This window comes from Streptomyces tendae (assembly GCF_008632955.1).
GTDB lineage: Bacteria > Actinomycetota > Actinomycetes > Streptomycetales > Streptomycetaceae > Streptomyces.
In genome coordinates this window covers 2955737-2980399 of sequence record NZ_CP043959.1, presented here as the reverse complement: position 1 = coordinate 2980399, position 24663 = coordinate 2955737, and the positions used below count along the sequence as shown (strand labels likewise).

The following is a 24663-nucleotide window of genomic DNA, read 5'->3' as shown; positions in this document are numbered from 1 at the left end:
ATGACGCCCGTACTGCAACTGGAGCGGCTGAGCTGGTCGGTGGGCGGAGCTCACATCATCGACGACGTGTCGCTCGCCGTGCGCGAGGGGGAGCTCCTCGCCGTCATCGGCCCCAACGGGGCGGGGAAGACGTCCCTGTTCAACCTGATCACCGGACTGACCTGGCCGACCGGCGGCGCCGTCCGCCTCGACGGCCACGACATCACCGCCCTGCCCCCGCACCGCCGGGTGCGCCGGGGCGTCGGACGGACCTTCCAGTCGTCGTCGGTGTTCGCGACCATGACGGTCGCCGAGCACGTCGACCTGGCCGCCCGCTCGGCCGGGGTGCGCCGGATCGGCGCGGCGGACGTGACCGGCGTCCTGGACCGGGTCCGTCTGGCCCACCGGTGCGCGGACCTCGCGGCCGGCCTCTCGCACGGCGACAAACGCAAGCTGGAGCTGGCGATGCTGCTCGCGCCCACCCTCGGCGCGGGCTCGTCCGGCTCCCGGCTGATGCTGCTGGACGAGCCGATGGCCGGGGTGGCCTCCGAGGAGACCGGAGAACTCACCGACCTGATCCGCTCGTTGCACCATGACGAGGGCCGCACCGTGATGCTGGTCGAGCACCACATGGACGTGGTGCTCGGCCTCGCCGACCGGGTCGCCGTCATGCACCACGGCCGGCTGCTCGCCGCCGCGAGCCCCGCCGAGGTGATGGCGGACGCCACCGTCCAGCAGGCCTACCTGGGAGACGAGCTGTGACCGCGCCACCGATCCTGCGCGTCGAGGGCCTCGACGTGGACATCGCCGGGTCCCGCATCCTGACCGGCGTCACCTTCGACGTCCCCGCCTCCGGTGTGACCGCCCTGCTGGGCCGCAACGGCGTCGGGAAGACGACGACCATCCGCGCGGTGCTCGGGCTGCTGCCCGACGGCGGCCGGGTGACCGCGGGCCGCGTCACCTTCACCGGTGACGACATCACCCACGAGCCGACCCACCGCACGGTGCGCCGCGGCATCGGTTACGCCCCCGAGGACCGCGGGGTGTTCGCCGGACTCACCGTCGCGGAGAACCTCGCCCTCGCCGAACGCCCGGGGGTACCCCACCACTACGACCTGGTGCACGACCTGTTCCCGGAACTCGCCGCCCGCCGCGACCAGCGCGCCGGCACCCTCTCCGGCGGCCAGCAGCAGATGGTCGCCCTCGCCCGGACCCTGCTCAACGACAACACCCTGGTCGTCGTCGACGAACCCACCAAGGGGCTCGCCCCCCGCGTGGTCACCGAGGCCGCCGAGGTGCTGGAACGGGCCGCCGAACGCGTGCCGTTGCTCCTGGTCGAGCAGAACCTCGCCGTGGTGCGCCGGCTGGCCCGCAGCGCGGTCGTGCTGGACGCCGGCCGGGTGGTGCACACCGGCGACGCCCGCGACCTGCTCGCGGACACCGCCCGTACGACCGCGCTGCTGGGTGTCGGCAGCCGCCCGGACCACGGAGCCGCCTGATGGACACCCTCGTCCTGCTCACCCTGACCGGACTGGGCCTCGGAGCCCTCTACTTCCTCATCGCCTCCGGACTGGCGCTGATCTTCGGCCTGATGGACGTGCTGAACTTCGCGCACGGCGCGTTCCTCACCGTCTCCGTCTACACCGCCTGGCGCACCGCCGAGACGGTCGGCGGGCTGCCGGGGCTGCTGCTCGCCGCCGTCGTGGGCACACTCACCGGACTGCTGCTGGCGGCCGTGGTCGAACTGGTCCTGATCCGGCGGCTGTACGGCCGGGTCAAGGAGCAGATCCTGGTGACCGTCGGCCTGTCGCTGGCCGTACCCGCGCTGGTGCAGACCCTCTGGGGCGCCGACGCCCGGCCCTTCCCGGTGCCCGACGCGCTCGCCGGCACCGTGGGCGTCCTCGGCGCGCGCGTGCCCGTGAACCGGTTCCTGCTGATCGCGGTGGCGCTGCTGGTCCTCGCCGGCATCCACCTGTTCCTGTCCCGCACCCGCTACGGGCTGATCGTCCGCGCCGGGGTCGAGGACCGCGCGATGGTCACGGCGCTCGGCATCGACGTCACCCGCGCCTTCACCCTGGTCTTCGCGCTCGGCGGCGCCCTCGCGGGCCTCGCCGGTGTGCTCGGCGGCCTCTACTTCGGCTCGCTCTCCCCGCATCAGGGGACGTCGCTGCTGGTGTTCGCGTTCGTCGTGGTGATCATCGGCGGTCTCGTCCCGATCACCAGTGTGGCCCTGTCCGCGCTCAGCGTGGGCCTGGTGCAGCAGTACGCCAACTACTACGCGGGCGGCTACGGCGACCTGGCCGTCGTGTTCCTGCTGGCCGCCGTGGTGCTGGCGCGGCCGGCCGCCGGGACCGGGTCACCGCTGACGCGGCTGCGCCGCGCGCTCACCGCACCCCGCACCCGATCCGCAGGAGGCACGGCATGACCGCCGCCCGTACCCCGCGGGCCACCCCCGCCGCCGCGCCGGTGGATGCGGCTGCCGCACCGGCCGGCCCCGCACGCCTGCGCCGGCTGCGCCCCCTGACCGTCCCGGTGGCGGTGCTGCTGGTCCTCGCGCTGCTGCCGTACTCGGCGCTGGACGTCCCGCTCCTGCTCGACGGGCCGGTCAACTCCCCTGGTTCCCTTCAGCTGTTCGCGCTCTGCCTGGTCTTCGGCGCGCTCGCGCTCGGCTACGACCTGATGTTCGGGCGCACCGGGCTGCTCTCGTTCGGCCACGCCCTCTACATCGCCGGGGGCAGCTACGGCACCCAGCTCGCCATGACCGAGCTGGGCCTGAGCCTGCTGCCGGCGGCCCTGCTCACGCTGGTCCTCGGGGTGCTGGCCGCGCTCGTCCTGGGCGCGGTGTCGCTGCGCACGCTCGCGCTCGGCAGCGTGGGGTTCGCGATGGTCACCCTGGCCTTCGCGCAGGCGGGCTCGATCTACGTGGAGCGCAACCCGGGCGGTCTCACCGGGGGTGAGGAGGGGCTGCCGCTGTTCGTGGACGGGGTGCCGGACGCCCTGGTCGGCGTGCAGAACACCGCGAACGTGTACTGGCTGGCGCTCGCCTACCTGGTCCTGGTCGCCGCCGTGGTGTGGACGGTCACCGCCCGCCCGGCCGGCCGGGTCTGGCAGGCGATCCGGGACAACGAGCAGCGGGTGGCGGTCCTCGGCCGCAGCCCGTTCGCGCACAAGCTGGGCGCGTTCGTGCTCGCCTCGTCCCTCGCCGTGCTCGGCGGGGTGCTCCACCTGCTGGTCACCGCGGGCGCCACCCCGCACACCTCCACGCCCGAGTTCACCCTGACCCTGCTGGTGATGGTCGTGCTGGGCGGCAGCGGCACCCGCTGGGGGCCGGTCGTCGGCGGGGTGCTGTTCACCTATCTCGACCAGCGGCTCGGCGGCTGGGACCTGGGGGTGGAACCGATGCTGATCCTGGGCAGTCTCTTCGTCCTGGCCGTCTACCTGGCACCCGGCGGGATCACCGCCCTCGGCCGAAGGAGAAGCGCATGACCACGTCCGGGTCCGCCCTCGCGCGGGATCTGACCGTCCCGGTCCACGGCGGCCGGCTCGCCGTCACCCACTGGCCGGGCGACGGCCCGCCGGTCGTCGCCCTGCACGGCATCACCGCCAACTCGCTGGCCTTCGCCGCGCTGGCCGACGCCCTGCCCGGCATCGACCTGTACGCCCCCGACCTGCGGGGCCGGGCCGGGAGCGCGGAACTGCCCGGGCCCTACGGGCCGGGCGCGCACGTCGACGACGTGGTGGCGCTGCTCGACCACCTGGGGCTCGCGCGGGCGGTGCTGGTGGGCCACTCGATGGGCGCGTTCGTCGCCGCGCTCGCCGCCGCCCGTCATCCGGACCGCTTCCCGCGCGTGGTGCTGGTCGACGGCGGGCTGGGCTTCCCGCCGCCCCCGGGCACCGACATCGACGCGCTGCTGAAGGCGGTGATCGGGCCGGCGATGGACCGGCTGTCGATGACGTTCGAGAGCGCCGGGGACTATCTGGCGTTCTTCCGCGCCCACCCGGCGCTCGCCCCGCACTGGGGGCCGCAGGTGGCCGGCTACGTGACGCGGGACCTCACGGGCCGGGCGCCCGGGCTGCGCAGCAGTTGTGTGCTGGACGCGGTGCGCGCGGACGGCGCCGCAGTGCTCCACGACCCGGAGGTCCTGGCCGCCGTGCACCGGCCGCAGGTGCGCGGTGAACTGCTGTGGGCCGAGCGGGGGTTGCTCGACGAACCACAAGGGCTGTACGACGCCGGGCGCGTCGCCGCGGCCGCCCTGGACCCGGCACGGATGCCGGCCCGCCGGATCGACGGCACGAACCACTACTCGGTCCTGTTCCGGCCGGCCGTCGACGAGGTCGCCGCCGCCGTACGGGACGCGGTGGACGCGCCGGCCGGGGGGTGAGAGGACGGTGGACCGGAGCCGAGGAGGGGGGCGGCTCCGGTCCACCGGGGGCGGGGTGCGGGGAGGGTCAGTCCTCGTGCCCCAGCTGGAGGTCACGTTCGGTGCGGCCGCCGCCGGCCACCTGGAGGACGGTGGCGACCGGCGGGTAGCCGGCGGCGATGACCGTGTACTCGCCGGACGACAGGTCGACGAAGCGGAAGGTGCCGTCGGGGCCGGTGGTGAGGGTGTCGACGACGTTGCCCGCCGCGTCGAGCAGCGTCACCCGCGCGTCCTCCACCGGCCGTCCGCCTCCGGCCCGCACGGTGCCGCGCAGCACCGCCCCGCCCGCCAGTTCCACGTCCTGCCGGGTCTCGCGGGCCGCCTGCACCGTGACCGGCAGGGCCGCCGGACGGAAGGCGGGGGCGCTGGCCGCGAGGGTGTACTCCCCCGCGACCAGTTCGGTGATGACGTAGCCGCCCTCCCGGCCGCTGCGGGTGCTGGCGACGACCTCGCCGTGCACGTTGGTGAGGGTGACGGCGGCGTCCCGCACGGGGGTGCCGTCGGCGGTGAGGACGCTGCCCGCGAGCCGGCCGGCGCCGCCGAGGACGACGTCGAGCTCGACCGGCCGCTCGCCGACGGTCACGGAGACCGCCTGCGGCTGGTGGCCGCCGGCGGCGGCGATCAGGACGTACGAGCCCGGTCCTGGCGTGGCCAGCGCGTACCGTCCGTCGGGGCCGCTGGCGCCGCGTCCGGTCTGCTGCCCGGAGACGTCGATGAGGGTGAGGGCCGCGTGCGGCACGGGGGTGGCGTCGGGGTGCTGGACGGTGCCGCAGACGGGGATGCCGCCGCTGGGCGCGGAGCGGGCCGGCGGCACGCGGGGGTCGAACCGCGGTGCTTCCTGGGCAGGGTCGGCGGTGGGGGTGTGGTGGGACACCAGTGGTTTCTCCTTGAGGAAGAAGGCGATGAGCAGGCCGAGGACGAGCACCGGCACGAGGTAGAGGAAGATGCGCGGCATGGCGTCCGCGTAGGCCTGGATGTAGGCGTCGCGCAGCTCGGGCGGCAGGGCGTGCACGAGCTCGGGGGTGATCGACTCGGCGTCGGCCGGTGCGCCGGCCGTGCCGGCCGGGAGGCGCTCGGCGAGCGCGTCGGTGAGCCGGCCGGCGAACAGGGTGCCGAAGACGGCGGCGCCGACGCTGCCGCCGATCTGCCGGAAGTAGTTGTTGGCGCTGGTGGCGGTGCCGAGGTCCGCGGGACGCACGGAGTTCTGCACGGCGAGGATCAGGACGGGCATCACCATGCCGATGCCGGCGCCGAGGACGAACATCCAGACGCTGTAGTGCAGCCGCGGGGTGTCGGTCTCCAGGCGGGACAGCAGCCACATGCCGACGACGGACAGGGCGGCGCCGACGATGGGGTGGCCGCGGTAGCGGCCGGAGCGGCTGATCATCTGGCCGGAGACGATGGACGTCCCGACGATGCCGCCCATCATGGGGAGCATCAGCAGTCCGGACTCGGTGGCCGAGGCGCCGTCGACCATCTGCAGGTAGGTGGGCAGGTAGCTGGCGGCGCCGAACAGGGCGACGCCGATGACCAGGCCCACCAGGCCGGTGACGTTGAAGACGGAGTCGCGGAACAGCCGCAGCGGGATGAGCGGTTCGGCGGCGTGGCGCTCGACGGCCAGGAAGGCGGCGGTGGCCGCGACGGCGCCCGCGCCGAGGCCGAGCACGGTGCGGGAGCCCCAGGCGTACTCGGTGCCGCCCCAGCTGGTCAGCAGCACCAGGCAGGTGGAGGCGGCGGTCAGCAGCAGGGTGCCGAGCACGTCGAAGCGGCGGCGGCCGGTGGGCTTGGGCAGTTTCAGCACGGCGGCGACGACGGCCATGGTGACGAGGCCGAAGGGCACGTTGATGTAGAAGCACCAGCGCCAGGAGTGGTGGTCGGTGAAGTAGCCGCCGAGCAGGGGTCCGGCGACCGACGCGAGGCCGAAGGCGGCGCCGATCAGGCCCATGAAGCGGCCGCGCTGCCGCGGGGGCACGATGTCCGCGATGATCGCCTGGACGCCGATCATCAGGCCGCCCGCGCCGACGCCCTGCACCGCGCGGTAGGCGATCAGCTGGTCCATGGTGGTGGCCCGGCCCGCGAGCGCGGAGCCGACGACGAACACCAGGATGGCGAACTGGAAGACGCCCTTGCGGCCCAGCTGGTCGCCGAGCTTGCCGTACACCGGCAGTCCGACGGTGGCGGTGAGCAGGTAGGCGGTGATCGCCCAGGACATCTTGTCCAGGCCGTGCAGCTCCCCGACGATCCTGGGAAGCGCGGTGGCGACGATCATCTGCTCCAGGGCGGCGAGCAGCAGCGCCAGCATCAGGGCGACGAAGACCAGCCGGACCCGGCCGGGGCTCAGGGCCGGTCCGGTCTCCGGGGCCGGGGACGGCGGGTCCCCGGCCGGTGGCACGGGGGGCGGCGGCCCCCCGGCCGATGGAGCCGTGACCGGCTCGTCCTGCGTCAGAGTGATCCCGCCCACGTGCCGCTCTCCTCGTCGCACTGCCGGACAATTCCCGCGTAAAAGCGACAACTACGAGCAAGCGCGACGAGTTACGGCACGGAGACGGTCCGCCGAGAGATCACCCGAACCGGTGACGGAGGATTCAACTCCGTGTCAGCTCATCGGAGTTGGCGGCGACCGCCCCTCACTGCTTCTCGACCTCCGCGGCCAGGCGGGCCAGGACGGCGTCGTGGATGCGGGCGAGGCCCTTGGGGGCGAAGGTGCGCTCGAAGAAGCCGCCGATGCCGCCCGCCCCGTCCCACACGGTGGTCACGACGACCCGGGAGCGGCCCTCACCGGCCGGCGTGACCCGCCAGGTGGTGACCATCGAGGAGTTGCGGTCCTTCTCGACCAGCTCGCCGTCGGTCGGCTCGGTGACCTCCAGGAGGCAGTCGCGCACCCGCTTGCTGGTGGCCCGGAGCTTCCAGTGCACGAGGGTACCCTCTCCGTCACCGCCCTCACGGACCTCGTACTCGCTGTACTGCTCGGGCAGCAGCTTGGCGCGGGTGCCGCTGTAGTCGGCGAGGGCGTCGAACACTGTCTCCGCGTCCGCCGCGACGATCCGCTCCGTGGTGGCCTCGACCTGCGCCATCGCTTTCCTCCAGGGCTGGGTTCTCCAGGGTCGGGGCAAGCCAACCACCCCCGTGCCCGGCCGCCCAAATCGGGGTTCCGGAAGTGACCGAAGATGTCGCTCGCACGATCAAGGGAACATGTGTTCTATTCTGTGGCCAGCGACACCGAGGAGGCGTCATGCGCTGGGAGAACCTCTCACCGGACTCCGAACACAGCCGTGCCGACACCGCGCTGTTCGGCGCGGAGGCGGTCACGACCCGCACCTTCGACACGCCCGAGTTCCGTGGCATCACCTTCCACGAGATCCGGGCCCGCTCCATCGTCAACCGGGTGCCGGGTGCCTCCCGCATGCCGTTCGAGTGGACGGTGAACCCCTACCGGGGCTGCACGCACGCGTGCGTCTACTGCTTCGCCCGCAAGACCCACAGCTACCTGGACCTGGACACCGGGCTCGGCTTCGACAGCCAGATCGTGGTCAAGGTGAACGCCCCCGAGCTGCTGCGCCACCGGCTGGCCTCCCGCTCCTGGCACGGCGAGCACATAGCGATGGGCACCAACGTCGACTGCTACCAGCGCGCGGAGGGCCGCTACCGGCTGATGCCGGGCATCATCGAGGCCCTGCGCGACCACGCGAACCCCTTCTCGATCCTGACCAAGGGCACACTGATCCTGCGCGACCTGCCCCTGCTGCGGCAGGCCGCCGAGGTGACCGACGTCGGCGTCTCGGTCTCGGTGGGTTTCACCGACGAGGAGCTGTGGCGCACGGTCGAGCCGGGCACCCCGGCGCCCGAACGGCGGCTGGACGTGGTGCGCGCCTTCACGGACGCCGGCATCGGCTGCGGGGTGCTGATGGCGCCGGTGATCCCGTTCCTGGGCGACCGTCCGGAGCAGCTGAGGGCGACCGTGCGGGCCATCGCCGCGTCGGGTGCCACCTCGGTCACCCCGCTGGTGCTCCATCTGCGGCCCGGCGCCCGCGAGTGGTTCATGTCCTGGCTGGCGGAGCACCACCCGCATCTGGTGGCCCGCTACGAGCGGCTGTACGCCGAGGGCGCCTACGCCCCCCGGTGGTACCAGCGCCGGATCACGCGTCAGGTGCACGACCTGGCCCGGGAGTACGGCATCGGCCCGGACCGCGCGGAGGCGCGGCGCCGCGTCCCGGCCCCGGCACCCGAGGAACCGGAGGCGGAGCTGCCGACCCAGCTGACGCTGCTCTGAGGGCATCCGAGCGCATCCGGCGGCCCAATTGGGTCAACAACTGACGGAACACGTTCAGGTGGGGCGCCACATCGGGACGATGCCGCGTGAGCCGTGAGTGTCGCGGTCCGCAGCACATCGTCCTGGGAGAACCATGAGAAAACGCGCAGCCGTGCTGTGCGGCGCCGCCGCCGTCGTCGTGGCCTCGGGCCTCACGGCCGTGCCCGCCGAGGCCGGCGCCCCGCACGCCCCGGAGACGTTCCGCGCCGCCGCGCCCGCCTGGAAGAAGTGCGGCACCGACGACTACCCGACGCTGCAGTGCGCGTCCGTCGAGGTGCCGCTCGACCACGCCGCCCCCTCCGGGCGCACGATCACGCTGGCGCTCTCCCGCGTCCCGCACACCGCGAAGAAGTACCAGGGCCCGCTGCTGGTGAATCCGGGCGGCCCGGGCGGCAGCGGACTGACGCTCGCCGGGTTCGTGGCAGCGTCGCTGCCGAAGAAGGTGGCCGCCGAGTACGACGTCATCGGGTTCGACCCGCGCGGGGTGGGCGACAGCCGCCCGGCGCTGGACTGCGTGCCCGGCCACTTCGACGCCGTACGCCCCGACTCGGTGCCCACCTCGCCCGAGGTGGAGCAGGCCAACCTGAGGCGCGCGAAGTCCTTCGCCGAGGCGTGCGGCGAGAAGTACGGGGACCTGCTGCCGCACATGACCACCACGGCCGCCGCGCGCGACCTGGAAGTCGTCCGGCAGGCGCTGGGCGCCGAGCGGATCAACTACTTCGGCTACTCCTACGGCACCTACCTCGGCACCGTCTACGCCAAGCTGTACCCGCAGCGGGTACGGCGCCTGGTGCTGGACTCCGTGGTCGACCCCACCGGCGTCTGGTACGACTCCAACCTCGACCAGAACCAGGCGTTCAACTCCCGCCACCGCGCCTTCATGGACTGGGTCGCCAAGTACGACGCGACGTACCACCTGGGCACCGACGCGGAGAAGATCGAGACGGCCTGGTACGCGATGCGGTCCGCGCTGAAGGAGAACCCCGCGGGCGGGAAGGTCGGCGCGGCCGAGCTCGAGGACACCTTCGTCCCGGGCGGCTACTACAACGGCTACTGGCCCTACCTCGCCGAGGCGTTCGCCGCGTACGTGAACGACGACGACGCCGAGCCGCTGGTCGAGGCGTACGAGAACTTCGGCGCGAACGACGTCGCCGGGGACAACGGCTACAGCGTCTACACGGCGATCGAGTGCCGGGACGCCGGCTGGCCGCGGGACTGGGCACAGTGGCGCAAGGACAACTGGGAGATGTACGAGCGGGCGCCGTTCATGTCCTGGAACAACGCGTGGTACAACGCACCGTGCGCGTTCTGGCCGACCGAGTCGGTGCGCCCGGAGCGGATCAACACGACCGGCCAGGTGCCGCCGGCGCTGCTGTTCCAGGCCACGGACGACGCGGCCACGCCGTACCACGGGGCCGTCACCCTGCACCGCCGGCTGGAGCGCTCGGCCCTGGTGGTCGAGTCGGGCGGCGGCAACCACGGCATCACCCTGAGCGGCAACGCCTGCCTGGACCGGCACCTGGCGGCCTACCTGGCCGACGGCACGGTGCCGCGCGGCAGTCACGGGGACGCCGACGCGGTGTGCGCGGCGCTGCCCGACCCGAAGCCGCTGACGTCGAAGGCGGCGCCCGGCACGGCCCGCGGCTCGGTCCTGCACGGCCTGCTCGGCTCCCGCATCTGACGTTACCCAGGGGCGGTGGCGCGCGGCGGTGGGCCATGATGATCCGCATGACCCACCTCACGCGCATACCCGCCCCCGACGGAGTGGCGCCCGCGGCCCAGTACACCCACGTGGTGACGGGCACGGGCCGCCTGGTCGCCGTCTCCGGCCAGCTCGCCCTGGACGAGGACGGCGCACTCGTCGGTGAGGGCGACGCCGGGGCGCAGGCCCGCCAGGTCTTCGAGAACCTCCGGCGCTGTCTCGCGGCGGCCGGCGCGACGTTCGACGACGTCGTGAAGCTCACCTACTTCGTGACGGACATGACGCACCTGCCGGCCGTCCGCGCGGCCCGCGCCGCCCACGTCCCCGACGACCGCCTCCCGGCCGCCTCCGCCGTCCAGGTCGCCGCCCTGGTCCGCCCGGAGTTCCTCCTGGAGGTCGAGGCTCTCGCGGTGGTCCCGGCATGACCGGCCCGCGTATCCGTCCGATGACCCCCGACGACTGCGCGGGCGTCGCCGGGATACGGGTCGCCGGGTGGCGGTACGCGTACCGGGGGCTGGTCCCGCAGGCCCACCTGGACGGGATGGACGCCGGGGAGGAGGCCGAGCGGCAGCGGGCGCGGCTGGCGGCCGGCGACGGCAGCGTGGTCGACCTGGTCGCGGAGGCGGCGGACGGCACCCTCGCCGGGTGGGCCGCGTACGGCCCGTACCGGGACGGCGACGTGCGCACCGAGGACGCGGAGCTGTACGCGCTGTACGTGCCGCCGGAGCGCATCGGCCAGGGGCTGGGGCGCGTCCTGCTGGCCGAGGTGACCGGCCGTTGCGCGGCGGCCGGCCACCGGCGGGTGTTCCTGTGGGTCCTCCGGGACAACGCGCGCGCCCGGCGCTTCTACACGGCCGCGGGCTACACGGCGGACGGCACCGAGGAGCACTTCGAACTGGCCGGAATCCGGGTCCCCGAGGTGCGGTACGTGCGGGAACTCGTGTGAGCGGCACGCTGCCGGGGCCGGGCGGCGGGTGACGGCCCGTCATCCTCTAGCGCTGCCCGGGGATCCGGCCGCGCGCGCTCCCCTGGCGGGGGATGCGGGCCAGGGCCCGGACCGCCGCCTGGGCCAGTGCCGGGTGGGCGAGCGCCTCGCCGAGGACGGACTCCGCGCGGGGGTCGCCGAGTGCGCCCAGCCCTTCCACGCAGGCGAGCGCGACCCGTCGGTAGGGGTCCTGGGGGCGCAGCCGCCGCCGCAGGGTGGTGATCAGGGCCGGGACCGCCTCGGGGGCGCGCAGCTCGATGAGCAGGCGGACCGGGTGCAGGGCGTAGGCGACGCGCAGTTCGTTGGTGGCGAGGGCGGCCGCGGCGCGGGCGGTGCGCGGGTCGCCGAGGCGGGCCAGGGCGTGGGCGGCGGCGGCGCAGCGCGGCGGGTCGCGGTGGTTGAGCAGCAGCACCAGCGCCTCGAACGCCCTCCGGTCCCCGGCGGTCCCCAGCCGGAACGCGGCCAGTTCACGGGCCCACAACGGCTGTCCTGGAGCGGTGAGGACGCCGGCCAGGACGTCGTGGTCGTCCGTGGCGGCCAGCCGCTCGAAGGCGGCCGATCCGCCGGCCTCCGCCCGTAAGCGCTCCGTGAGCGTTCGCAACTCTTCGTCCATGCGACGAGGTTAGGGCGGTCACACCGGGCGCGGGAGCTACCTCACAAATCCGGGGGCTGGCGCGCTCGTTACCCGCGGGTTAATCTCAGACGAGCGAGTTACCCACTCGCACCCTCCTCACAGCGGTCTGGTGACGCGGCCGCTGATGGGGGCACCTCCCACGCCCTTCGGGCAGTGGGGGACGCAGTCGGTTCGGTACCCCGTGTACCGCAGTACGGCTCGGCCCCGGGACAGGGCCGGTCGGATCCTCCGCCGCTTCGCCGGCGGACCGGGCGTGTGCGCTCGCAGCCCGGCCAACACCCGCATCCAGCACGCACCCGGTGCGCCTGTCGGCGCACCGGGGCGCGGCTTCCGTCGTCACCCTCATTCCTGGAGTCCCGCGATGGCCACTCCCCTGTCCGACACCCCCCTGTCCCCGCTCCGGACGATCGCCGTGGTCGGCCTCGGCACGATGGGCACCGGCATCGCCGAGGTCCTGGCCGCCGCCGGCCGCGACGTCGTCGGCATCGACATCAGCGAGGCCCAGGCCGCGAAGTGCGTCGCCGCCCTGGAGGCCTCCACCGCCCGGGCCGTCGAGCGCGGCCGGCTGACCGGCCGGCAGCGCGAGGAACTCCTCGCCCGGGTCACCACCGCCACCGCCCTCTCGGCCGCCGCCGACGCCGACCTGGTGATCGAGGTCGCGCCGGAGTCGTACGAGATCAAGCAGCAGATCTTCCGTGAGCTGGACGGCGTCGTGCGGCCGGACACCGTGCTGGCCACCGGCACCAACGCGCTGTCCGTGACCCGGCTGGCCGCCGACTCCGCCCACCCCGAGCGGGTGCTGGGCATGCACTTCTTCAACCCGGCGCCCGCGATGAAGCTGGTCGAGGTCGTCTCCAGCGTGCTGACCGCGCCCGCCGCCGTCACCGCCGTCACCAACCTCGCCCTGGACCTGGGCAAGGAGCCGGTGGCGGTCGGCGACCGGCCCGGGTTCGTCGCCGACGGCCTGCTGTTCGGCTACCTCAACCAGGCCGCCGCGATGTACGAGGCCAACTACGCCTCCCGCGAGGACATCGACGCCGCGATGCGGCGGCTGGCCTGCCTGCGGCCTGCCGATGGGCCGCTGGCGCTGCTGGACCTGATCGGCGTCGACACCGCCCGCACCGTCCTGGAGGCCATGTACGCTGCCTCCCGCGACCGGCTGCACGCCCCCGCGCCGGTCCTCAAGCAGCTCAGCGAGGCGGGCCTGACCGGCCGCAAGGCGGGCCGGGGCTTCTACACCTACGAGGCGCCGGGCAGCGGCACGGTCGTCGAGGACGCCCTCACCCCGCGCGAGAACGGCCCCTCGGCCGCGGGCCGTGCGGTGCGCTCGGTGGGCGTGGCCGGCTCGGGCACGATGGCGTCCGGGATCGCCGAGGTCTTCGCCAAGGCGGGCTTCGAGGTCGTCCTGGCCGCCCGCAGCGAGGAGAAGGCACAGCGTGCCAGGGCACGCATCGGCACGTCGCTGTCCCGGTCGGTCGACAAGGGCCGGATGACCGCCGAGGCGGCCGCGAGCACCCTGGACCTGATCCGTGCGACGGGCACCTACGACGACTTCGCCGACGTCGACCTCGCGGTCGAGGCGGTCGCCGAGGACCTGGAGGTCAAGCGGCAGCTGTTCGCGACGCTGGACAAGGTCTGCAAGCCGGGCGCGGTGCTCGCCACCACCACCTCCTCCCTCCCGGTCGTCGCCTGCGCCCGCGCCACCTCGCGCCCGCAGGACGTGATCGGCATGCACTTCTTCAACCCGGCGCCGGCGATGAAGCTGGTCGAGGTGGTGCGCACGGTCCTGACCGGTGACGACGTGCACGCCACCGTGCGGGAGGTCTGCGCGAGGATCCGCAAGCACGCCGTGGACTGCGGGGACCGGGCCGGGTTCATCGTGAACGCGCTGCTGTTCCCGTACCTCAACAACGCGATCAAGATGGTGCAGGAGCACTACGCCACCCTCGACGACATCGACGCCGCGATGAAGCTGGGCGGCGGCTACCCGATGGGCCCGTTCGAGCTGCTGGACGTCGTCGGGCTGGACGTCTCGCTGGCCATCGAGAAGGTGCTGCACCGCGAGTTCCGCGACCCGGGTCTGGCCCCGGCGCCCCTGCTGGAGCACCTGGTGGCCGCGGGCTGCCTCGGCCGTAAGACCGGCCGCGGCTTCCGCGAATATGCCAAGCGCTGAGCGGTACCCCGGCGAGCCGCTCCCGGGCGGTGCCGAGTGGGGCGGGCTGCTGGATCCCGACCGGTTCCCGCCGCCCGCCCGCACCGCCCGCCCCCGCCCCCCGAGGCGGGGAAGCCCCGGTCACGCGCACCGAGCTGCGCGCATGCAGTACGTTCAGGGCATGTCCCAGCCCGCCAAGTCCGTACGTACGCCAGCCACGACCGAGCCGCCGGAGTCCACCGCCGGCTCGCGTGCCGCCGCCCAGCGGCTGAAAATGCGCCGGGAGCTCGCGGCCGCCGCGATGGAGCTGTTCGCGACCAAGGGGTACGAGGCGACCACCGTCGACGAGATCGCGGCCGCTGCCGGGGTGGCCCGCCGCACGTTCTTCCGTCACTTCCGCTCGAAGGAAGAGGCGATCTTCCCGGACCACGACGACACCCTGGTCCGCGCCGAGGCGGTGCTCAACGCCGCCCCCGCGCACGAGCATCCGCTCGACACGGTGTGCCGGGGCATCAAGGAAGTCATGAAGATGTACGCGGCGCGGCCGGACATCTCGGTCGCCCGCTACAAGCTGACCCGCGAGGTCCCGACGCTGCGCGAGGCGGAGATCGCCTCGGTGGCCCGCTACGAGCGGCTGTTCACCCGCTATCTGCTGGGCCACTTCGACGAGCACGCGCATGACGACGACGCCAATGACGACCCGCTGCTGGCGGAGGTCGCCGCGTCCGCGGTGGTCACGGCGCACAACCACGTGCTGCGGCGCTGGCTGCGGGCGGGCGGCCAGGGCGATGTGGAGGCGCAGCTGGACCACGCCTTCGCGATCGTGCGGAAGACCTTCGGCACCGGGATCATGGCGGGCCGGCGCTCCGCCGCCCCGGCGCGGCCGGCCACGGTCACGGCGTCCGCCCACGACGAGGTGCTGGTGACGGTCGCCCGGACCGACGCCCCGCTGGACGAGGTCATGCGGGCCATCGAGCAGGCGCTCAAGGAGCGCTGAACCACTCTTCACCGCTGTGATGACGGCCACCCCTCAGGGTGGCCGTTTTGCCATGTCAGGGGCGCTTTTCACCCGCACTTCCGGGCCGTTTCGATCGATCATCGCTCATCTGATGCGTAAAGATTTCACCTGAGCCCAAGTTCTGGCACGCAGTGCCTTGCCGACTGACACGGCGTGCCATACGTTGAAGGAGTCCGGGCGCGTCCCGGCGGGTCCACAGCCCGCACGTCCGGACGCCTGCGTCACAGGCAACCTCCCGCGCACACCACGCGCTGCCGAAGCACCACCGCCGAACCGACGGCACCCCTCAACCCTCAGCAGCACACCGACGTAACCCTCAGCGCCCCTCCCTCAGGGCGCCCATCGCCGGAGGCAACACCGTGACCGTCAAGGACATCCTGGCCGCGATCCAGTCGCCCGACTCCACGTCGGAGGACTTCGCCGCCCTGCCGCTTCCCGAGTCGTACCGCGCGATCACCGTGCACAAGGACGAGACGGAGATGTTCGCGGGCCTCGCCACCCGCGACAAGGACCCCCGCAAGTCGATCCACCTGGACGACGTGCCGCTGCCCGAGCTGGGCCCCGGCGAGGCCCTGGTCGCCGTGATGGCCTCCTCGGTCAACTACAACTCGGTGTGGACGTCGATCTTCGAGCCGCTGTCCACCTTCGGGTTCCTCGAGCGCTACGGCCGCACCAGCGAGCTGGCCAGGCGCCACGACCTGCCGTACCACATCATCGGCTCCGACCTCGCGGGCGTCGTGCTGCGCACCGGTCCCGGCGTGAACTCCTGGAAGCCCGGCGACGAGGTCGTCGCGCACTGTCTGTCCGTCGAGCTGGAGTCCTCCGACGGCCACAACGACACGATGCTCGACCCCGAGCAGCGCATCTGGGGCTTCGAGACCAACTTCGGCGGCCTCGCCGAAATCGCGCTGGTGAAGTCCAACCAGCTGATGCCGAAGCCGGACCACCTCAGCTGGGAGGAGGCCGCCGCCCCCGGCCTGGTCAACTCCACCGCCTACCGCCAGCTGGTCTCCCGCAACGGCGCCGGCATGAAGCAGGGCGACAACGTCCTCATCTGGGGCGCGAGCGGTGGCCTCGGCTCGTACGCCACCCAGTTCGCGCTGGCCGGCGGCGCCAACCCGATCTGCGTCGTCTCCAGCGACCAGAAGGCGGAGATCTGCCGGAGGATGGGCGCCGAGGCGATCATCGACCGCAACGCCGAGGGCTACAAGTTCTGGAAGGACGAGAACACCCAGGACCCCAGGGAGTGGAAGCGCTTCGGCAAGCGCATCCGCGAGCTCACCGGCGGCGAGGACATCGACATCGTCTTCGAGCACCCCGGCCGCGAGACCTTCGGCGCCTCGGTCTTCGTCACCCGCAAGGGCGGCACCATCACCACCTGCGCCTCGACCTCGGGCTACATGCACCAGTACGACAACCGCTACCTGTGGATGTCCCTGAAGCGCATCATCGGCTCCCACTTCGCCAACTACCGCGAGGCCTGGGAGGCCAACCGCCTCATCGCCAAGGGCAAGATCCACCCCACGCTCTCGAAGACCTACGCCCTGGAGGACACCGGCCAGGCCGCGTACGACGTGCACCGCAACCTCCACCAGGGCAAGGTCGGCGTGCTGTGCCTGGCGCCCGAGGAGGGCCTCGGCGTGCGCGACCACGAGAAGCGGGCCAAGCACATCGACGCCATCAACCGCTTCCGTAACGTCTGAGGGCGGGCAGGACCATGACAGAGCGTCAGAAGGACCGTCCGTGGCTCATGCGGACGTACGCCGGCCACTCGACCGCCGAGGCGTCCAACGAGCTGTACCGGCGCAACCTCGCCAAGGGGCAGACGGGGCTGTCGGTCGCCTTCGACCTGCCGACCCAGACCGGCTACGACTCCGACCACGTCCTCGCCCGCGGCGAGGTCGGCCGGGTCGGAGTGCCGGTCGCGCACCTCGGTGACATGCGCCGGCTGTTCCAGGACATCCCCCTGGAGCAGATGAACACCTCGATGACGATCAACGCCACCGCCATGTGGCTGCTGGCGCTCTACCAGGTCGTCGCCGAGGAGCAGGGCGCGGACGTCACCAAGCTCCAGGGCACGACCCAGAACGACATCGTCAAGGAGTACCTGTCCCGCGGCACCCATGTGTTCCCGCCGGGGCCGTCGCTCCGCCTGACGACCGACATGATCGCGTACACGGTCTCCCACATCCCCAAGTGGAACCCGATCAACATCTGCAGCTACCACCTGCAGGAGGCCGGGGCCACGCCGGTGCAGGAGATCGCGTACGCGATGTCCACCGCGATCGCCGTGCTCGACGCGGTGCGTGACAGCGGCCAGGTGCCGCAGGAGCGCATGGGCGACGTGGTCGGCCGCATCTCCTTCTTCGTGAACGCGGGCGTCCGCTTCGTCGAGGAGATGTGCAAGATGCGCGCGTTCGGCCGCATCTGGGACACCGTCACCCGCGAGCGGTACGGCATCGAGAACCCCAAGCACCGCCGCTTCCGCTACGGCGTCCAGGTCAACTCACTCGGGCTGACCGAGGCGCAGCCGGAGAACAACGTCCAGCGCATCGTGCTGGAGATGCTGGCCGTCACCCTCTCCAAGGACGCCCGCGCGCGTGCCGTGCAGCTGCCCGCCTGGAACGAGGCCCTCGGCCTCCCCCGCCCCTGGGACCAGCAGTGGTCGCTGCGCATCCAGCAGGTCCTCGCCTACGAGAGCGACCTGCTGGAGTACGACGACATCTTCGAGGGCTCGAAGGTGATCGAGGCGAAGGTCGAGGAGCTGGTCGCGGAGGCGACCGCGGAGATCGGGCGGATCCAGGAGATGGGCGGCGCGATGGCCGCCGTCGAGTCCGGCTACCTCAAGTCCCAGCTGGTCTCCTCGCACGCCGAGCGCCGGGCGCGGATCGAGTCCGGCGAGGAGAAGATCATCGGGGTCAACGCCTTCGAGTCCACCGAGCCCAACCCGCTCACCGCCGACCTGGACACCGCCATCCAGACCGTCGACCCCGCGGTCGAGGCCCGGGTGATCGCCTCGCTGCAGCACTGGCGCGACACCCGCTACCAGCCGCCCTTCAACCACCCGCGCCCCTGCAAGGCGCTGGAGAAGCTGAAGGAGGCCGCGCGGGGCACCGACAACCTCATGGAGGCCACCCTGGAGTGCGCCCGGGCCGGCGTGACCACCGGCGAGTGGGCCGGCGCGCTGCGCGAGGTGTTCGGCGAGTTCCGCGCGCCGACCGGGGTGTCGTCCGCTCCCGTGGCGGTCGCCGCCGAAGAGGGATCCCCCCTGTCGGACGTCCGCCGGAAGGTGGAACTGACGGCCAAGGACCTCGGCGTGGGCAAGCTGCGGTTCCTGGTCGGCAAGCCGGGCCTGGACGGTCACTCCAACGGCGCCGAGCAGATCGCCGTGCGGGCCCGCGACGCCGGGTTCGAGGTGGTCTACCAGGGCATCAGGCTCACCCCGGAGCAGATCGTGGACGCCGCGCTGGCGGAGGACGTGCACGCGGTCGGCCTGTCCATCCTCTCCGGATCGCACGCCCAGCTGGTGCCGGACGTGCTCGACCGGCTCCGTGTGGCCGGCGCCACGGACATTCCCGTGATCGCCGGTGGCATCATCCCCAGCGGTGACGCCGAACAACTGCGGGCCGCGGGAGTCGCCGCGGTCTTCACCCCGAAGGACTTCGACATCACCGGGATCATCGGCCGCATCGTCGACGAGATCCGCACCGCGAACAAGCTCGACCCCCTGGAGGTCCCCGCATGACCACGGTCAACCGCCTTCGCCCTCGGCGTTCCTGCCTGGCGGTACCCGGCTCGAACCCGCGCTTCCTGGAGAAGGCCCAGGGCCTCCCGGCGGACCAGGTCTTCCTGGACCTCGAGGACGCCTGCGCCCCGCTCGCCAAGCCCGGGGCGCGGCACACCATCGTCAAGTTCCTCAACGAGGGCGACTGGACCGGCAAGACCCGCGTGGTGCGCGTCAACGACTGGACGACCGAGTGGACGTACCGGGACGTCGTGACGGTCGTCGAGGGGGCCGGCCAGAACCTCGACTGCATCATGCTGCCGAAGGTGCAGACCGCCCAGCAGATCGTCGCCCTGGACCTGCTGCTGACGCAGATCGAGAAGACGATGGGCTTCGAGGTCGGCCGGATCGGCATCGAGGCGCAGATCGAGAACGCGCAGGGCCTGAACAACGTCAACGAGATCGCCCAGGCCTCCCCGCGCATCGAGACCATCATCTTCGGCCCGGCCGACTTCATGGCGTCCATCAACATGAAGTCGCTGGTCGTGGGCGAGCAGCCGCCCGGCTACCCGGCGGACGCCTACCACTACATCCTGATGAAGATCCTGATGGCCGCCCGCGCCAACGACCTCCAGGCGATCGACGGCCCCTACCTCCAGATCCGCAACGTCGACGGCTACCGCGAGGTCGCGCGGCGCGCCGCCGCGCTCGGCTTCGACGGCAAGTGGGTGCTGCACCCCGGCCAGGTCGAGGCGTCCAACGAGATCTTCTCGCCGTCGCAGGAGGACTACGACCACGCCGAGCTGATCCTGGACGCGTACGACTACTACACGTCCGAGGCGGGCGGCAAGAAGGGCTCCGCGATGCTCGGCGACGAGATGATCGACGAGGCCAGCCGCAAGATGGCCCTGGTCATCGCGGGCAAGGGGCGCGCGGCCGGGATGCGGCGCACGTCGACGTTCGAGATCCCGGAGGCCTGAGGACCATGCAGTTCGGACGCACCTACGAGGAGTTCGAGGTCGGGGCGACGTACAAGCACTGGCCGGGCAAGACGGTCACCGAGTACGACGACCACCTGTTCTGTCTCCTCACCATGAACCACCACCCGCTCCACATGGACACCAACTACGCCGAGAAGACGACGGACTTCGGCAAGAACGTGGTGGTCGGGAACTACATCTACTCCCTGCTGCTCGGCATGAGCGTGCCGGACGTCTCCGGCAAGGCCATCGCCAACCTGGAGATCGAGTCGCTCAAGCACGTGGCCCCGACCTTCCACGGCGACACGGTCTACGGGCAGACGACCGTCCTGGACAAGTGGCCGTCGAAGTCGAGGAACGACCGCGGCATCGTGTACGTCGAGACCAAGGGCTACAAGCAGGACGGAACCCTGGTCTGCGTGTTCCGCCGCAAGGTGATGGTGCCGACCGAGACGTACATCAAGGAGCGCGGCGGCGAGCAGCCCGGCCGCCCCGAGCTGAAGGAACAGGGGAAGTAAGCGATGGCCCGTCTCGCCCAGACCTCCGGTCTGACCGACGTCCAGCGGGAGATCCTCTCCACCGTCCGGGACTTCGTGGACAAGGAGATCATCCCGGTCGCCACCGAGCTGGAGCACCGCGACGAGTACCCGCAGCAGATCGTCGACGGGCTCAGGGAATTGGGCCTGTTCGGTCTGATGATCCCCGAGGAGTACGGGGGCCTGGGCGAGTCCCTTCTCACGTACGCGCTGTGCGTGGAGGAGATCGCCCGCGGCTGGATGTCGGTCTCCGGCATCATCAACACGCACTTCATCGTGGCGTACATGCTCAAGCAGCACGGCACGCAGGAGCAGAAGGACCACTTCCTGCCCCGGATGGCGGCCGGCGACATCCGCGGCGCCTTCTCGATGTCGGAGCCGGGGCTGGGCTCCGACGTGTCGGCCATCACGTCCAAGGCGGTGAAGGAGGGCGACGAGTACGTCCTCAACGGCCAGAAGATGTGGCTGACGAACGGCGGAACGTCGTCCCTCGTGGCCGTTCTGGTGCGGAGTGACGAAGGACACCCCGAGGGCACCGCGCCGCACAAGTCGATGACCACCTTCCTGGTGGAGAAGGAGCCGGGCTTCGGCGAGGTCCGCCCGGGCCTGACCATCCCCGGCAAGATCGACAAGATGGGCTACAAGGGTGTCGACACGACCGAGCTCATCATGGACGGCCTGCGCGTTCCCGCAGATCGGGTGCTCGGCGGCGTCACCGGCCGAGGTTTTTACCAAATGATGGACGGGGTCGAGGTCGGCCGCGTGAACGTCGCGGCGCGTGGCTGCGGCGTCGCTCAGCGTGCCTTCGAGCTGGGTGTCCAGTACGCCCAGCAGCGTCACACTTTCGGCAAGGCGATCGCCGAACACCAGGCCATCCAGTTCAAGCTGGCGGAGATGGCTACCAAGGTGGAGGCCGCGCATGCGATGATGGTCAACGCAGCACGCAAAAAGGACTCCGGGGAGCGAAACGACCTTGAGGCAGGGATGGCGAAGTACCTCGCCTCCGAGTACTGCAAGGAGGTCGTGGAGGACGCCTTCCGGATCCACGGCGGCTACGGCTTCTCCAAGGAGTACGAGATCGAGCGCCTCTACCGGGAGGCACCGATGCTGCTGATCGGTGAGGGCACCGCCGAGATCCAGAAAATGATCATCGGCCGCCGACTGCTCGAAGAGTATCGATTCCAGGGATAGATGTCCGGATACGGGGTGTTTTCTTGAGGAAGAGGATCACACCCCGTATGCACTCTTCGGCCGCCGACTTGGTTGTCTGGCTTACCCAGTTGCGGCCGGGAGCCGCTACGATCGCCGGAAAGCCGCCGTCCCCCGCAGTTGCGCGGCATCATCCGCTACGAAGGTCATCCATGCCCCACAGCCAAACCTCTGCACACCGCGACAGCCTCGCCGGCGTACGCCTCGCGCGCGGAGCATCGCCGTGGCTTCTGCCGACCGTCGCCACCGCAGCCGTGAGTCTGCTCCGCGCCCGCCGCTCGGGCGCCGCCAAGGCCGTCGCCGTCCCCGCCACCGCACTCGCGGCGGGGATGCTGTGGTTCTTCCGCGACCCCGAGCGCGAGATCGCCCAGGGCAGGGTCATCTCGCCCGCCGACGGTGTGGTGCAGAGCATCATGCCCTGGAAGGACGGACGCACCCGCGTCGCGATCTTCATGAGCCCGCTCAACGTCCACGTGAACCGCGCCCCCCTGGCCGGCACGGTGACGTCGGTGGAGCACATCCCCGGTGGCTTCGTTCCCGCCTTCAACAAGGAGAGCGAGAACAACGAGCGCGTGGTGTGGCACTTCGACACCGAGCTCGGTGACATCGAGATGATCCAGATCGCCGGCGCGGTGGCCCGCCGCATCGTCCCCTACGTGCCCCAGGGCACCAAGGTCGAGCAGGGCGAGCGCATCGGCCTGATCCGCTTCGGCTCGCGCGTCGACATCTACCTGCCCGAGGGTGTGGAGGTCGATGTCGAAGTGGGTCAGAAGACCGTGGCTGGGGTGACTCGCATTGACCGTGGTTGATCCCGAGACCCAGGCCGGCTGGGTGCCGGAGGCCGACGAGGCGGACGACGACGAGGAGATGCCCCTGTCGCTGCGCCTGTCGATAGCGGACACCCTCACGCTGGGCAACGCCACCTGTGGCTTCATGGCGGTGTACTTCACCACCACCGGCATCCTGATCCCCCATCTGCAGGGCAGCCAGGAGACCGGCATGGCCCGCCACAGCGCGGCCACCGCCGTCATCCTGATGCTGTGCGCGGCGGTCTTCGACCTGTTCGACGGCCTGGTGGCGCGCAAGCTGCGCTCCTCGCCGATGGGCGCCGAGCTGGACAACCTCTCGGACCTGATCAGCTTCGGTCTGGCGCCGGCGTACTTCGTCCTCGTCTACGGCATGGTCGCGGACGACGCGCACCAGAGAGTGGCCGCGGTCGGCGCGATCGTGGTGCTGCTGGCGGTGGTGCTGAGGCTGGCGAGGTTCTCCTGCGTCACGGTGAAGGACGGCACCTTCCAGGGCATGCCGTCGCCGTTCGGCGCGCTGACGGTCGTGTCGATCGTGCTGCTGGAGCTGCCGTTCGTGGCGACGCTGCTGGCGATCATCGGCACGGCGTGGCTGATGGTGAGCCGCGTGGAGTACCCGAAGCCGCGGGGCCGCCTCGCGGTGGCGATGCTCTCGTGGATCGTGCTGTCGATGGGGCTGCTGGCGGCCTGGGCGTTCGACGCGCCGAGCGGTCAGCTGCTGCTGCAGACGGGCTGTGCGCTGCAGCTGGTGATGGGCGCGGTGATTCCGCTCTTCGCCACGGCACGGCGGGTGAACAACTTCCGCGACAACCGTCGCGAGGCGCGGGCGGCGCAGCTGCCGTAACGCTGCCGCTGGGCCTTGGGCCCCGGACCCGGTTCGGGTCCGGGGCCCTTTGTCTGCACCGGGCGTGCGGCGGGACCCTCCTGGGGCTCCGCCCGCACCCCCGGGCCTTCGCCCACCCACCGCCCGTCCCGGGTGTGCCGTCCAGCCCGTCCGGCGTTCGAGGACGAGGCCCGTCAGGGCCGAAAGGGGGGTCCGGGGGCGCAGCCCCGCAGTCGGGTGGGAAGGGGCGGCGGGGGCGAGGAACCCGTTGGTCAGGTCAGGTAGTCCTGGGCGATCCGCTCCCCCGTGCGTTCCAGGATCGGGCCCGCGTCGGCGATGCACACCGCCACGTCCGGCTCCAGGTCCGTCAGGGCGTACGCCCGCCGGATCCCGGCCTTGCCGAGAACCTCCGGCGCCAGCGCCAGCCGCCCGCAGACCGCGATCACGTCCTTCCCCGCGGCCCGCGCCGCCGAGGCCACCCCCGCCGGCGCCTTCCCGTGCAGCGTCTGCTCGTCCAGCGACCCTCGCCCGTGATCACCAGATCGGCCCGCTCCAGCGCGGACGCGAACCCCAGCACGTCCAGCATCACCTCGATGCCCGGCCGGAACCGCGCCCCGAGCAGCAGCGCCCCGAAGCCGATGCCGCCCGCGGCGCCCGCCCCCGGCGATCCCGCGAGCGCGGATGCGTCCAGCACCATCGCGTAGTGCGCCAGTGCCGCGTCCAGCCGCTCGACGTCCTCCGGCGAGGCGCCCTTCTGCGGCCCGTACACCGCCGCCGCGCCCTTGGGCCCGGTGAGCGGGTTGTCGACGTCGCTGGCCAGCACGATCTCCACGGACCCGAGCCTCGGGTCGAGACCGGACAGGTCGGCCGACGCCAGCTCGGCCAGCGCCCCGCCGCCGGGCCCCACGGGCTCGCCCGACGCCGTGCGGAACCGGGCGCCCAGCGCCGCCAGCATCCCCGCCCCGCCGTCGGTCGTCGCGCTGCCGCCGACCCCGAACACGATGCTCCGCGCGCCCGCGTCCAGCGCGGCCCGCACCAGCTCCCCGGAGCCGTACGTCGAGGCGGTGAGCGGCGCGAGGATCCCGTCGGGCAGCCGCTGCAGCCCGCTGGCCTCCGCCATCTCCACGACGGCGGTGCCGTCCCGCAGCGCGTAGGCCGCGGTCACCTCGTCGCCGAGCGGGCCGCGGACCCGCACCTCGTGCCGTGCGAACCCGGCCGCCACGGCCGCCGCGACGGTGCCGTCGCCGCCGTCGGCCACCGGCAGCGCCTCGACCTCGATGTCCGCCCGGACCCTGTGCAGCCCGGCCGTCACCCGCTCGGCGACCTCCACGGCCGTCAGCGACCCCTTGAACTTGTCCGCGGCGATCAGCACCCGCTGTGCCGAC

General features: G+C 72.0%; 21 protein-coding genes and 1 pseudogene. 18 read left to right on the top strand and 4 right to left on the bottom strand.

All coding sequences use genetic code 11. The features are described 5' to 3' along the window. Genes F3L20_RS13805 through F3L20_RS13785 form a run of 5 tightly spaced genes read left to right on the top strand, consistent with a single transcriptional unit; the run spans nucleotide 1 to nucleotide 4361 of the window. A complete protein-coding gene (locus tag F3L20_RS13805) occupies nucleotides 1-741 on the top strand; it encodes an ABC transporter ATP-binding protein (protein WP_150154649.1) in 741 nt (246 codons plus the stop codon). Next, nucleotides 738-1478 (top strand): ABC transporter ATP-binding protein, encoded by a 741-nt coding sequence (locus F3L20_RS13800; RefSeq protein ID WP_150154648.1) that lies wholly within the window; start codon nucleotides 738-740, stop codon nucleotides 1476-1478. Before F3L20_RS13805 ends, F3L20_RS13800 begins: the two co-directional genes overlap by 4 nt. After that, nucleotides 1478-2404, top strand: a complete 927-nt coding sequence (locus tag F3L20_RS13795) for a branched-chain amino acid ABC transporter permease (RefSeq protein ID WP_150154647.1) — start codon at nucleotides 1478-1480, stop codon at nucleotides 2402-2404. Before F3L20_RS13800 ends, F3L20_RS13795 begins: the two co-directional genes overlap by 1 nt. Next, on the top strand, nucleotides 2401-3465 hold the full coding sequence (locus tag F3L20_RS13790) for a branched-chain amino acid ABC transporter permease (protein WP_150154646.1): 1065 nt from the start codon (nucleotides 2401-2403) through the stop codon (nucleotides 3463-3465). Before F3L20_RS13795 ends, F3L20_RS13790 begins: the two co-directional genes overlap by 4 nt. After that, the gene (locus F3L20_RS13785; protein ID WP_150154645.1) at nucleotides 3462-4361 is read left to right on the top strand and encodes an alpha/beta fold hydrolase; all 900 of its coding nucleotides are present in this window, start codon (nucleotides 3462-3464) and stop codon (nucleotides 4359-4361) included. Before F3L20_RS13790 ends, F3L20_RS13785 begins: the two co-directional genes overlap by 4 nt. Nucleotides 4362-4428: 67 nt before the next feature. Here F3L20_RS13785 and F3L20_RS13780 read toward each other — a convergent pair whose 3' ends face one another. Beyond that, nucleotides 4429-6861: an MFS transporter gene (locus F3L20_RS13780; protein WP_150154644.1), complete on the bottom strand. Its 2433-nt coding sequence runs from the start codon at nucleotides 6859-6861 to the stop codon at nucleotides 4429-4431. 166 nt (nucleotides 6862-7027) lie between these two features. Beyond that, nucleotides 7028-7474: an SRPBCC family protein gene (locus F3L20_RS13775; RefSeq protein WP_150154643.1), complete on the bottom strand. Its 447-nt coding sequence runs from the start codon at nucleotides 7472-7474 to the stop codon at nucleotides 7028-7030. A gap of 158 nt (nucleotides 7475-7632) precedes the next feature. Here F3L20_RS13775 and F3L20_RS13770 point away from each other — a divergent pair, with 158 nt between their 5' ends. From F3L20_RS13770 to F3L20_RS13755, 4 genes are all read left to right on the top strand, one after another. Beyond that, complete coding sequence (locus tag F3L20_RS13770; protein ID WP_150154642.1) at nucleotides 7633-8670, top strand: Rv2578c family radical SAM protein; 1038 nt, start codon at nucleotides 7633-7635, stop codon at nucleotides 8668-8670. 133 nt (nucleotides 8671-8803) lie between these two features. Then, nucleotides 8804-10390 carry an alpha/beta hydrolase gene (locus F3L20_RS13765; protein ID WP_150154641.1) on the top strand — a complete coding sequence of 529 codons (1587 nt, stop codon included), beginning with the start codon at nucleotides 8804-8806 and terminating at the stop codon, nucleotides 10388-10390. A 47-nt stretch (nucleotides 10391-10437) separates the two neighbouring features. Next, nucleotides 10438-10836: a RidA family protein gene (locus F3L20_RS13760; RefSeq protein WP_150154640.1), complete on the top strand. Its 399-nt coding sequence runs from the start codon at nucleotides 10438-10440 to the stop codon at nucleotides 10834-10836. Beyond that, nucleotides 10833-11357: a GNAT family N-acetyltransferase gene (locus tag F3L20_RS13755; RefSeq protein WP_150154639.1), complete on the top strand. Its 525-nt coding sequence runs from the start codon at nucleotides 10833-10835 to the stop codon at nucleotides 11355-11357. The genes F3L20_RS13760 and F3L20_RS13755 overlap by 4 nt, the downstream gene beginning before the upstream one ends. Before the next feature lie 46 nt (nucleotides 11358-11403). On the opposite strand, the gene F3L20_RS13750 is transcribed toward F3L20_RS13755, so the two are convergent. Then, nucleotides 11404-12009 carry an adenylosuccinate lyase gene (locus F3L20_RS13750; protein ID WP_150154638.1) on the bottom strand — a complete coding sequence of 202 codons (606 nt, stop codon included), beginning with the start codon at nucleotides 12007-12009 and terminating at the stop codon, nucleotides 11404-11406. Between the two features lie 382 nt (nucleotides 12010-12391). On the opposite strand from F3L20_RS13750, the gene F3L20_RS13745 reads away from it, so the two are divergent. The 9 genes from F3L20_RS13745 (at nucleotide 12392) to pssA (ending at nucleotide 23299) form a co-directional block, all read left to right on the top strand. After that, nucleotides 12392-14203: a 3-hydroxyacyl-CoA dehydrogenase family protein gene (locus tag F3L20_RS13745; RefSeq protein ID WP_150154637.1), complete on the top strand. Its 1812-nt coding sequence runs from the start codon at nucleotides 12392-12394 to the stop codon at nucleotides 14201-14203. Nucleotides 14204-14363: 160 nt separating this feature from the next. Then, nucleotides 14364-15179: a TetR family transcriptional regulator gene (locus F3L20_RS13740; protein WP_206338893.1), complete on the top strand. Its 816-nt coding sequence runs from the start codon at nucleotides 14364-14366 to the stop codon at nucleotides 15177-15179. A gap of 380 nt (nucleotides 15180-15559) precedes the next feature. After that, on the top strand, nucleotides 15560-16903 hold the full coding sequence (ccrA, locus tag F3L20_RS13735; protein ID WP_150154635.1) for a crotonyl-CoA carboxylase/reductase: 1344 nt from the start codon (nucleotides 15560-15562) through the stop codon (nucleotides 16901-16903). A gap of 14 nt (nucleotides 16904-16917) precedes the next feature. After that, a complete protein-coding gene (locus F3L20_RS13730) occupies nucleotides 16918-18945 on the top strand; it encodes a protein meaA (RefSeq protein WP_150154634.1) in 2028 nt (675 codons plus the stop codon). Further along, nucleotides 18942-19904, top strand: a complete 963-nt coding sequence (locus tag F3L20_RS13725) for an HpcH/HpaI aldolase/citrate lyase family protein (RefSeq protein ID WP_150154633.1) — start codon at nucleotides 18942-18944, stop codon at nucleotides 19902-19904. The genes F3L20_RS13730 and F3L20_RS13725 overlap by 4 nt, the downstream gene beginning before the upstream one ends. Nucleotides 19905-19909: 5 nt before the next feature. Further along, nucleotides 19910-20422, top strand: coding sequence for a MaoC family dehydratase (locus F3L20_RS13720; RefSeq protein ID WP_150154632.1), 513 nt, complete (start codon nucleotides 19910-19912; stop codon nucleotides 20420-20422). A 3-nt stretch (nucleotides 20423-20425) separates the two neighbouring features. Then, complete coding sequence (locus F3L20_RS13715; protein ID WP_150154631.1) at nucleotides 20426-21631, top strand: acyl-CoA dehydrogenase family protein; 1206 nt, start codon at nucleotides 20426-20428, stop codon at nucleotides 21629-21631. A gap of 170 nt (nucleotides 21632-21801) precedes the next feature. Then, on the top strand, nucleotides 21802-22458 hold the full coding sequence (locus F3L20_RS13710) for a phosphatidylserine decarboxylase (RefSeq protein ID WP_024883881.1): 657 nt from the start codon (nucleotides 21802-21804) through the stop codon (nucleotides 22456-22458). Nucleotides 22459-22480: 22 nt separating this feature from the next. Next, nucleotides 22481-23299, top strand: coding sequence for a CDP-diacylglycerol--serine O-phosphatidyltransferase (pssA, locus tag F3L20_RS13705; RefSeq protein WP_145826599.1), 819 nt, complete (start codon nucleotides 22481-22483; stop codon nucleotides 23297-23299). A gap of 251 nt (nucleotides 23300-23550) precedes the next feature. On the opposite strand, the pseudogene F3L20_RS13700 reads toward pssA, so the two are convergent. Beyond that, a pseudogene (locus F3L20_RS13700) lies at nucleotides 23551-24650 on the bottom strand (glycerate kinase). Between the last annotated feature and the right edge of the window lie 13 nt (nucleotides 24651-24663).

Excerpts from the sequence above, each read along its gene's own strand:
- F3L20_RS13805 (WP_150154649.1), top strand. The coding sequence starts at position 1 with ATGACGCCCGTACTGCAACTGGAGCGGCTGAGCTGGTCGGTGGGCGGA.
- F3L20_RS13795 (WP_150154647.1), top strand. The coding sequence starts at position 1,478 with ATGGACACCCTCGTCCTGCTCACCCTGACCGGACTGGGCCTCGGAGCC.
- F3L20_RS13790 (WP_150154646.1), top strand. The coding sequence starts at position 2,401 with ATGACCGCCGCCCGTACCCCGCGGGCCACCCCCGCCGCCGCGCCGGTG.
- F3L20_RS13785 (WP_150154645.1), top strand. The coding sequence starts at position 3,462 with ATGACCACGTCCGGGTCCGCCCTCGCGCGGGATCTGACCGTCCCGGTC.
- F3L20_RS13775 (WP_150154643.1), bottom strand. The coding sequence starts at position 7,474 with ATGGCGCAGGTCGAGGCCACCACGGAGCGGATCGTCGCGGCGGACGCG.
- F3L20_RS13770 (WP_150154642.1), top strand. The coding sequence starts at position 7,633 with ATGCGCTGGGAGAACCTCTCACCGGACTCCGAACACAGCCGTGCCGAC.
- F3L20_RS13765 (WP_150154641.1), top strand. The coding sequence starts at position 8,804 with ATGAGAAAACGCGCAGCCGTGCTGTGCGGCGCCGCCGCCGTCGTCGTG.
- F3L20_RS13760 (WP_150154640.1), top strand. The coding sequence starts at position 10,438 with ATGACCCACCTCACGCGCATACCCGCCCCCGACGGAGTGGCGCCCGCG.
- F3L20_RS13755 (WP_150154639.1), top strand. The coding sequence starts at position 10,833 with ATGACCGGCCCGCGTATCCGTCCGATGACCCCCGACGACTGCGCGGGC.
- F3L20_RS13750 (WP_150154638.1), bottom strand. The coding sequence starts at position 12,009 with ATGGACGAAGAGTTGCGAACGCTCACGGAGCGCTTACGGGCGGAGGCC.
- F3L20_RS13745 (WP_150154637.1), top strand. The coding sequence starts at position 12,392 with ATGGCCACTCCCCTGTCCGACACCCCCCTGTCCCCGCTCCGGACGATC.
- F3L20_RS13740 (WP_206338893.1), top strand. The coding sequence starts at position 14,364 with ATGTCCCAGCCCGCCAAGTCCGTACGTACGCCAGCCACGACCGAGCCG.
- F3L20_RS13730 (WP_150154634.1), top strand. The coding sequence starts at position 16,918 with ATGACAGAGCGTCAGAAGGACCGTCCGTGGCTCATGCGGACGTACGCC.
- F3L20_RS13725 (WP_150154633.1), top strand. The coding sequence starts at position 18,942 with ATGACCACGGTCAACCGCCTTCGCCCTCGGCGTTCCTGCCTGGCGGTA.
- F3L20_RS13720 (WP_150154632.1), top strand. The coding sequence starts at position 19,910 with ATGCAGTTCGGACGCACCTACGAGGAGTTCGAGGTCGGGGCGACGTAC.
- F3L20_RS13715 (WP_150154631.1), top strand. The coding sequence starts at position 20,426 with ATGGCCCGTCTCGCCCAGACCTCCGGTCTGACCGACGTCCAGCGGGAG.
- F3L20_RS13710 (WP_024883881.1), top strand. The coding sequence starts at position 21,802 with ATGCCCCACAGCCAAACCTCTGCACACCGCGACAGCCTCGCCGGCGTA.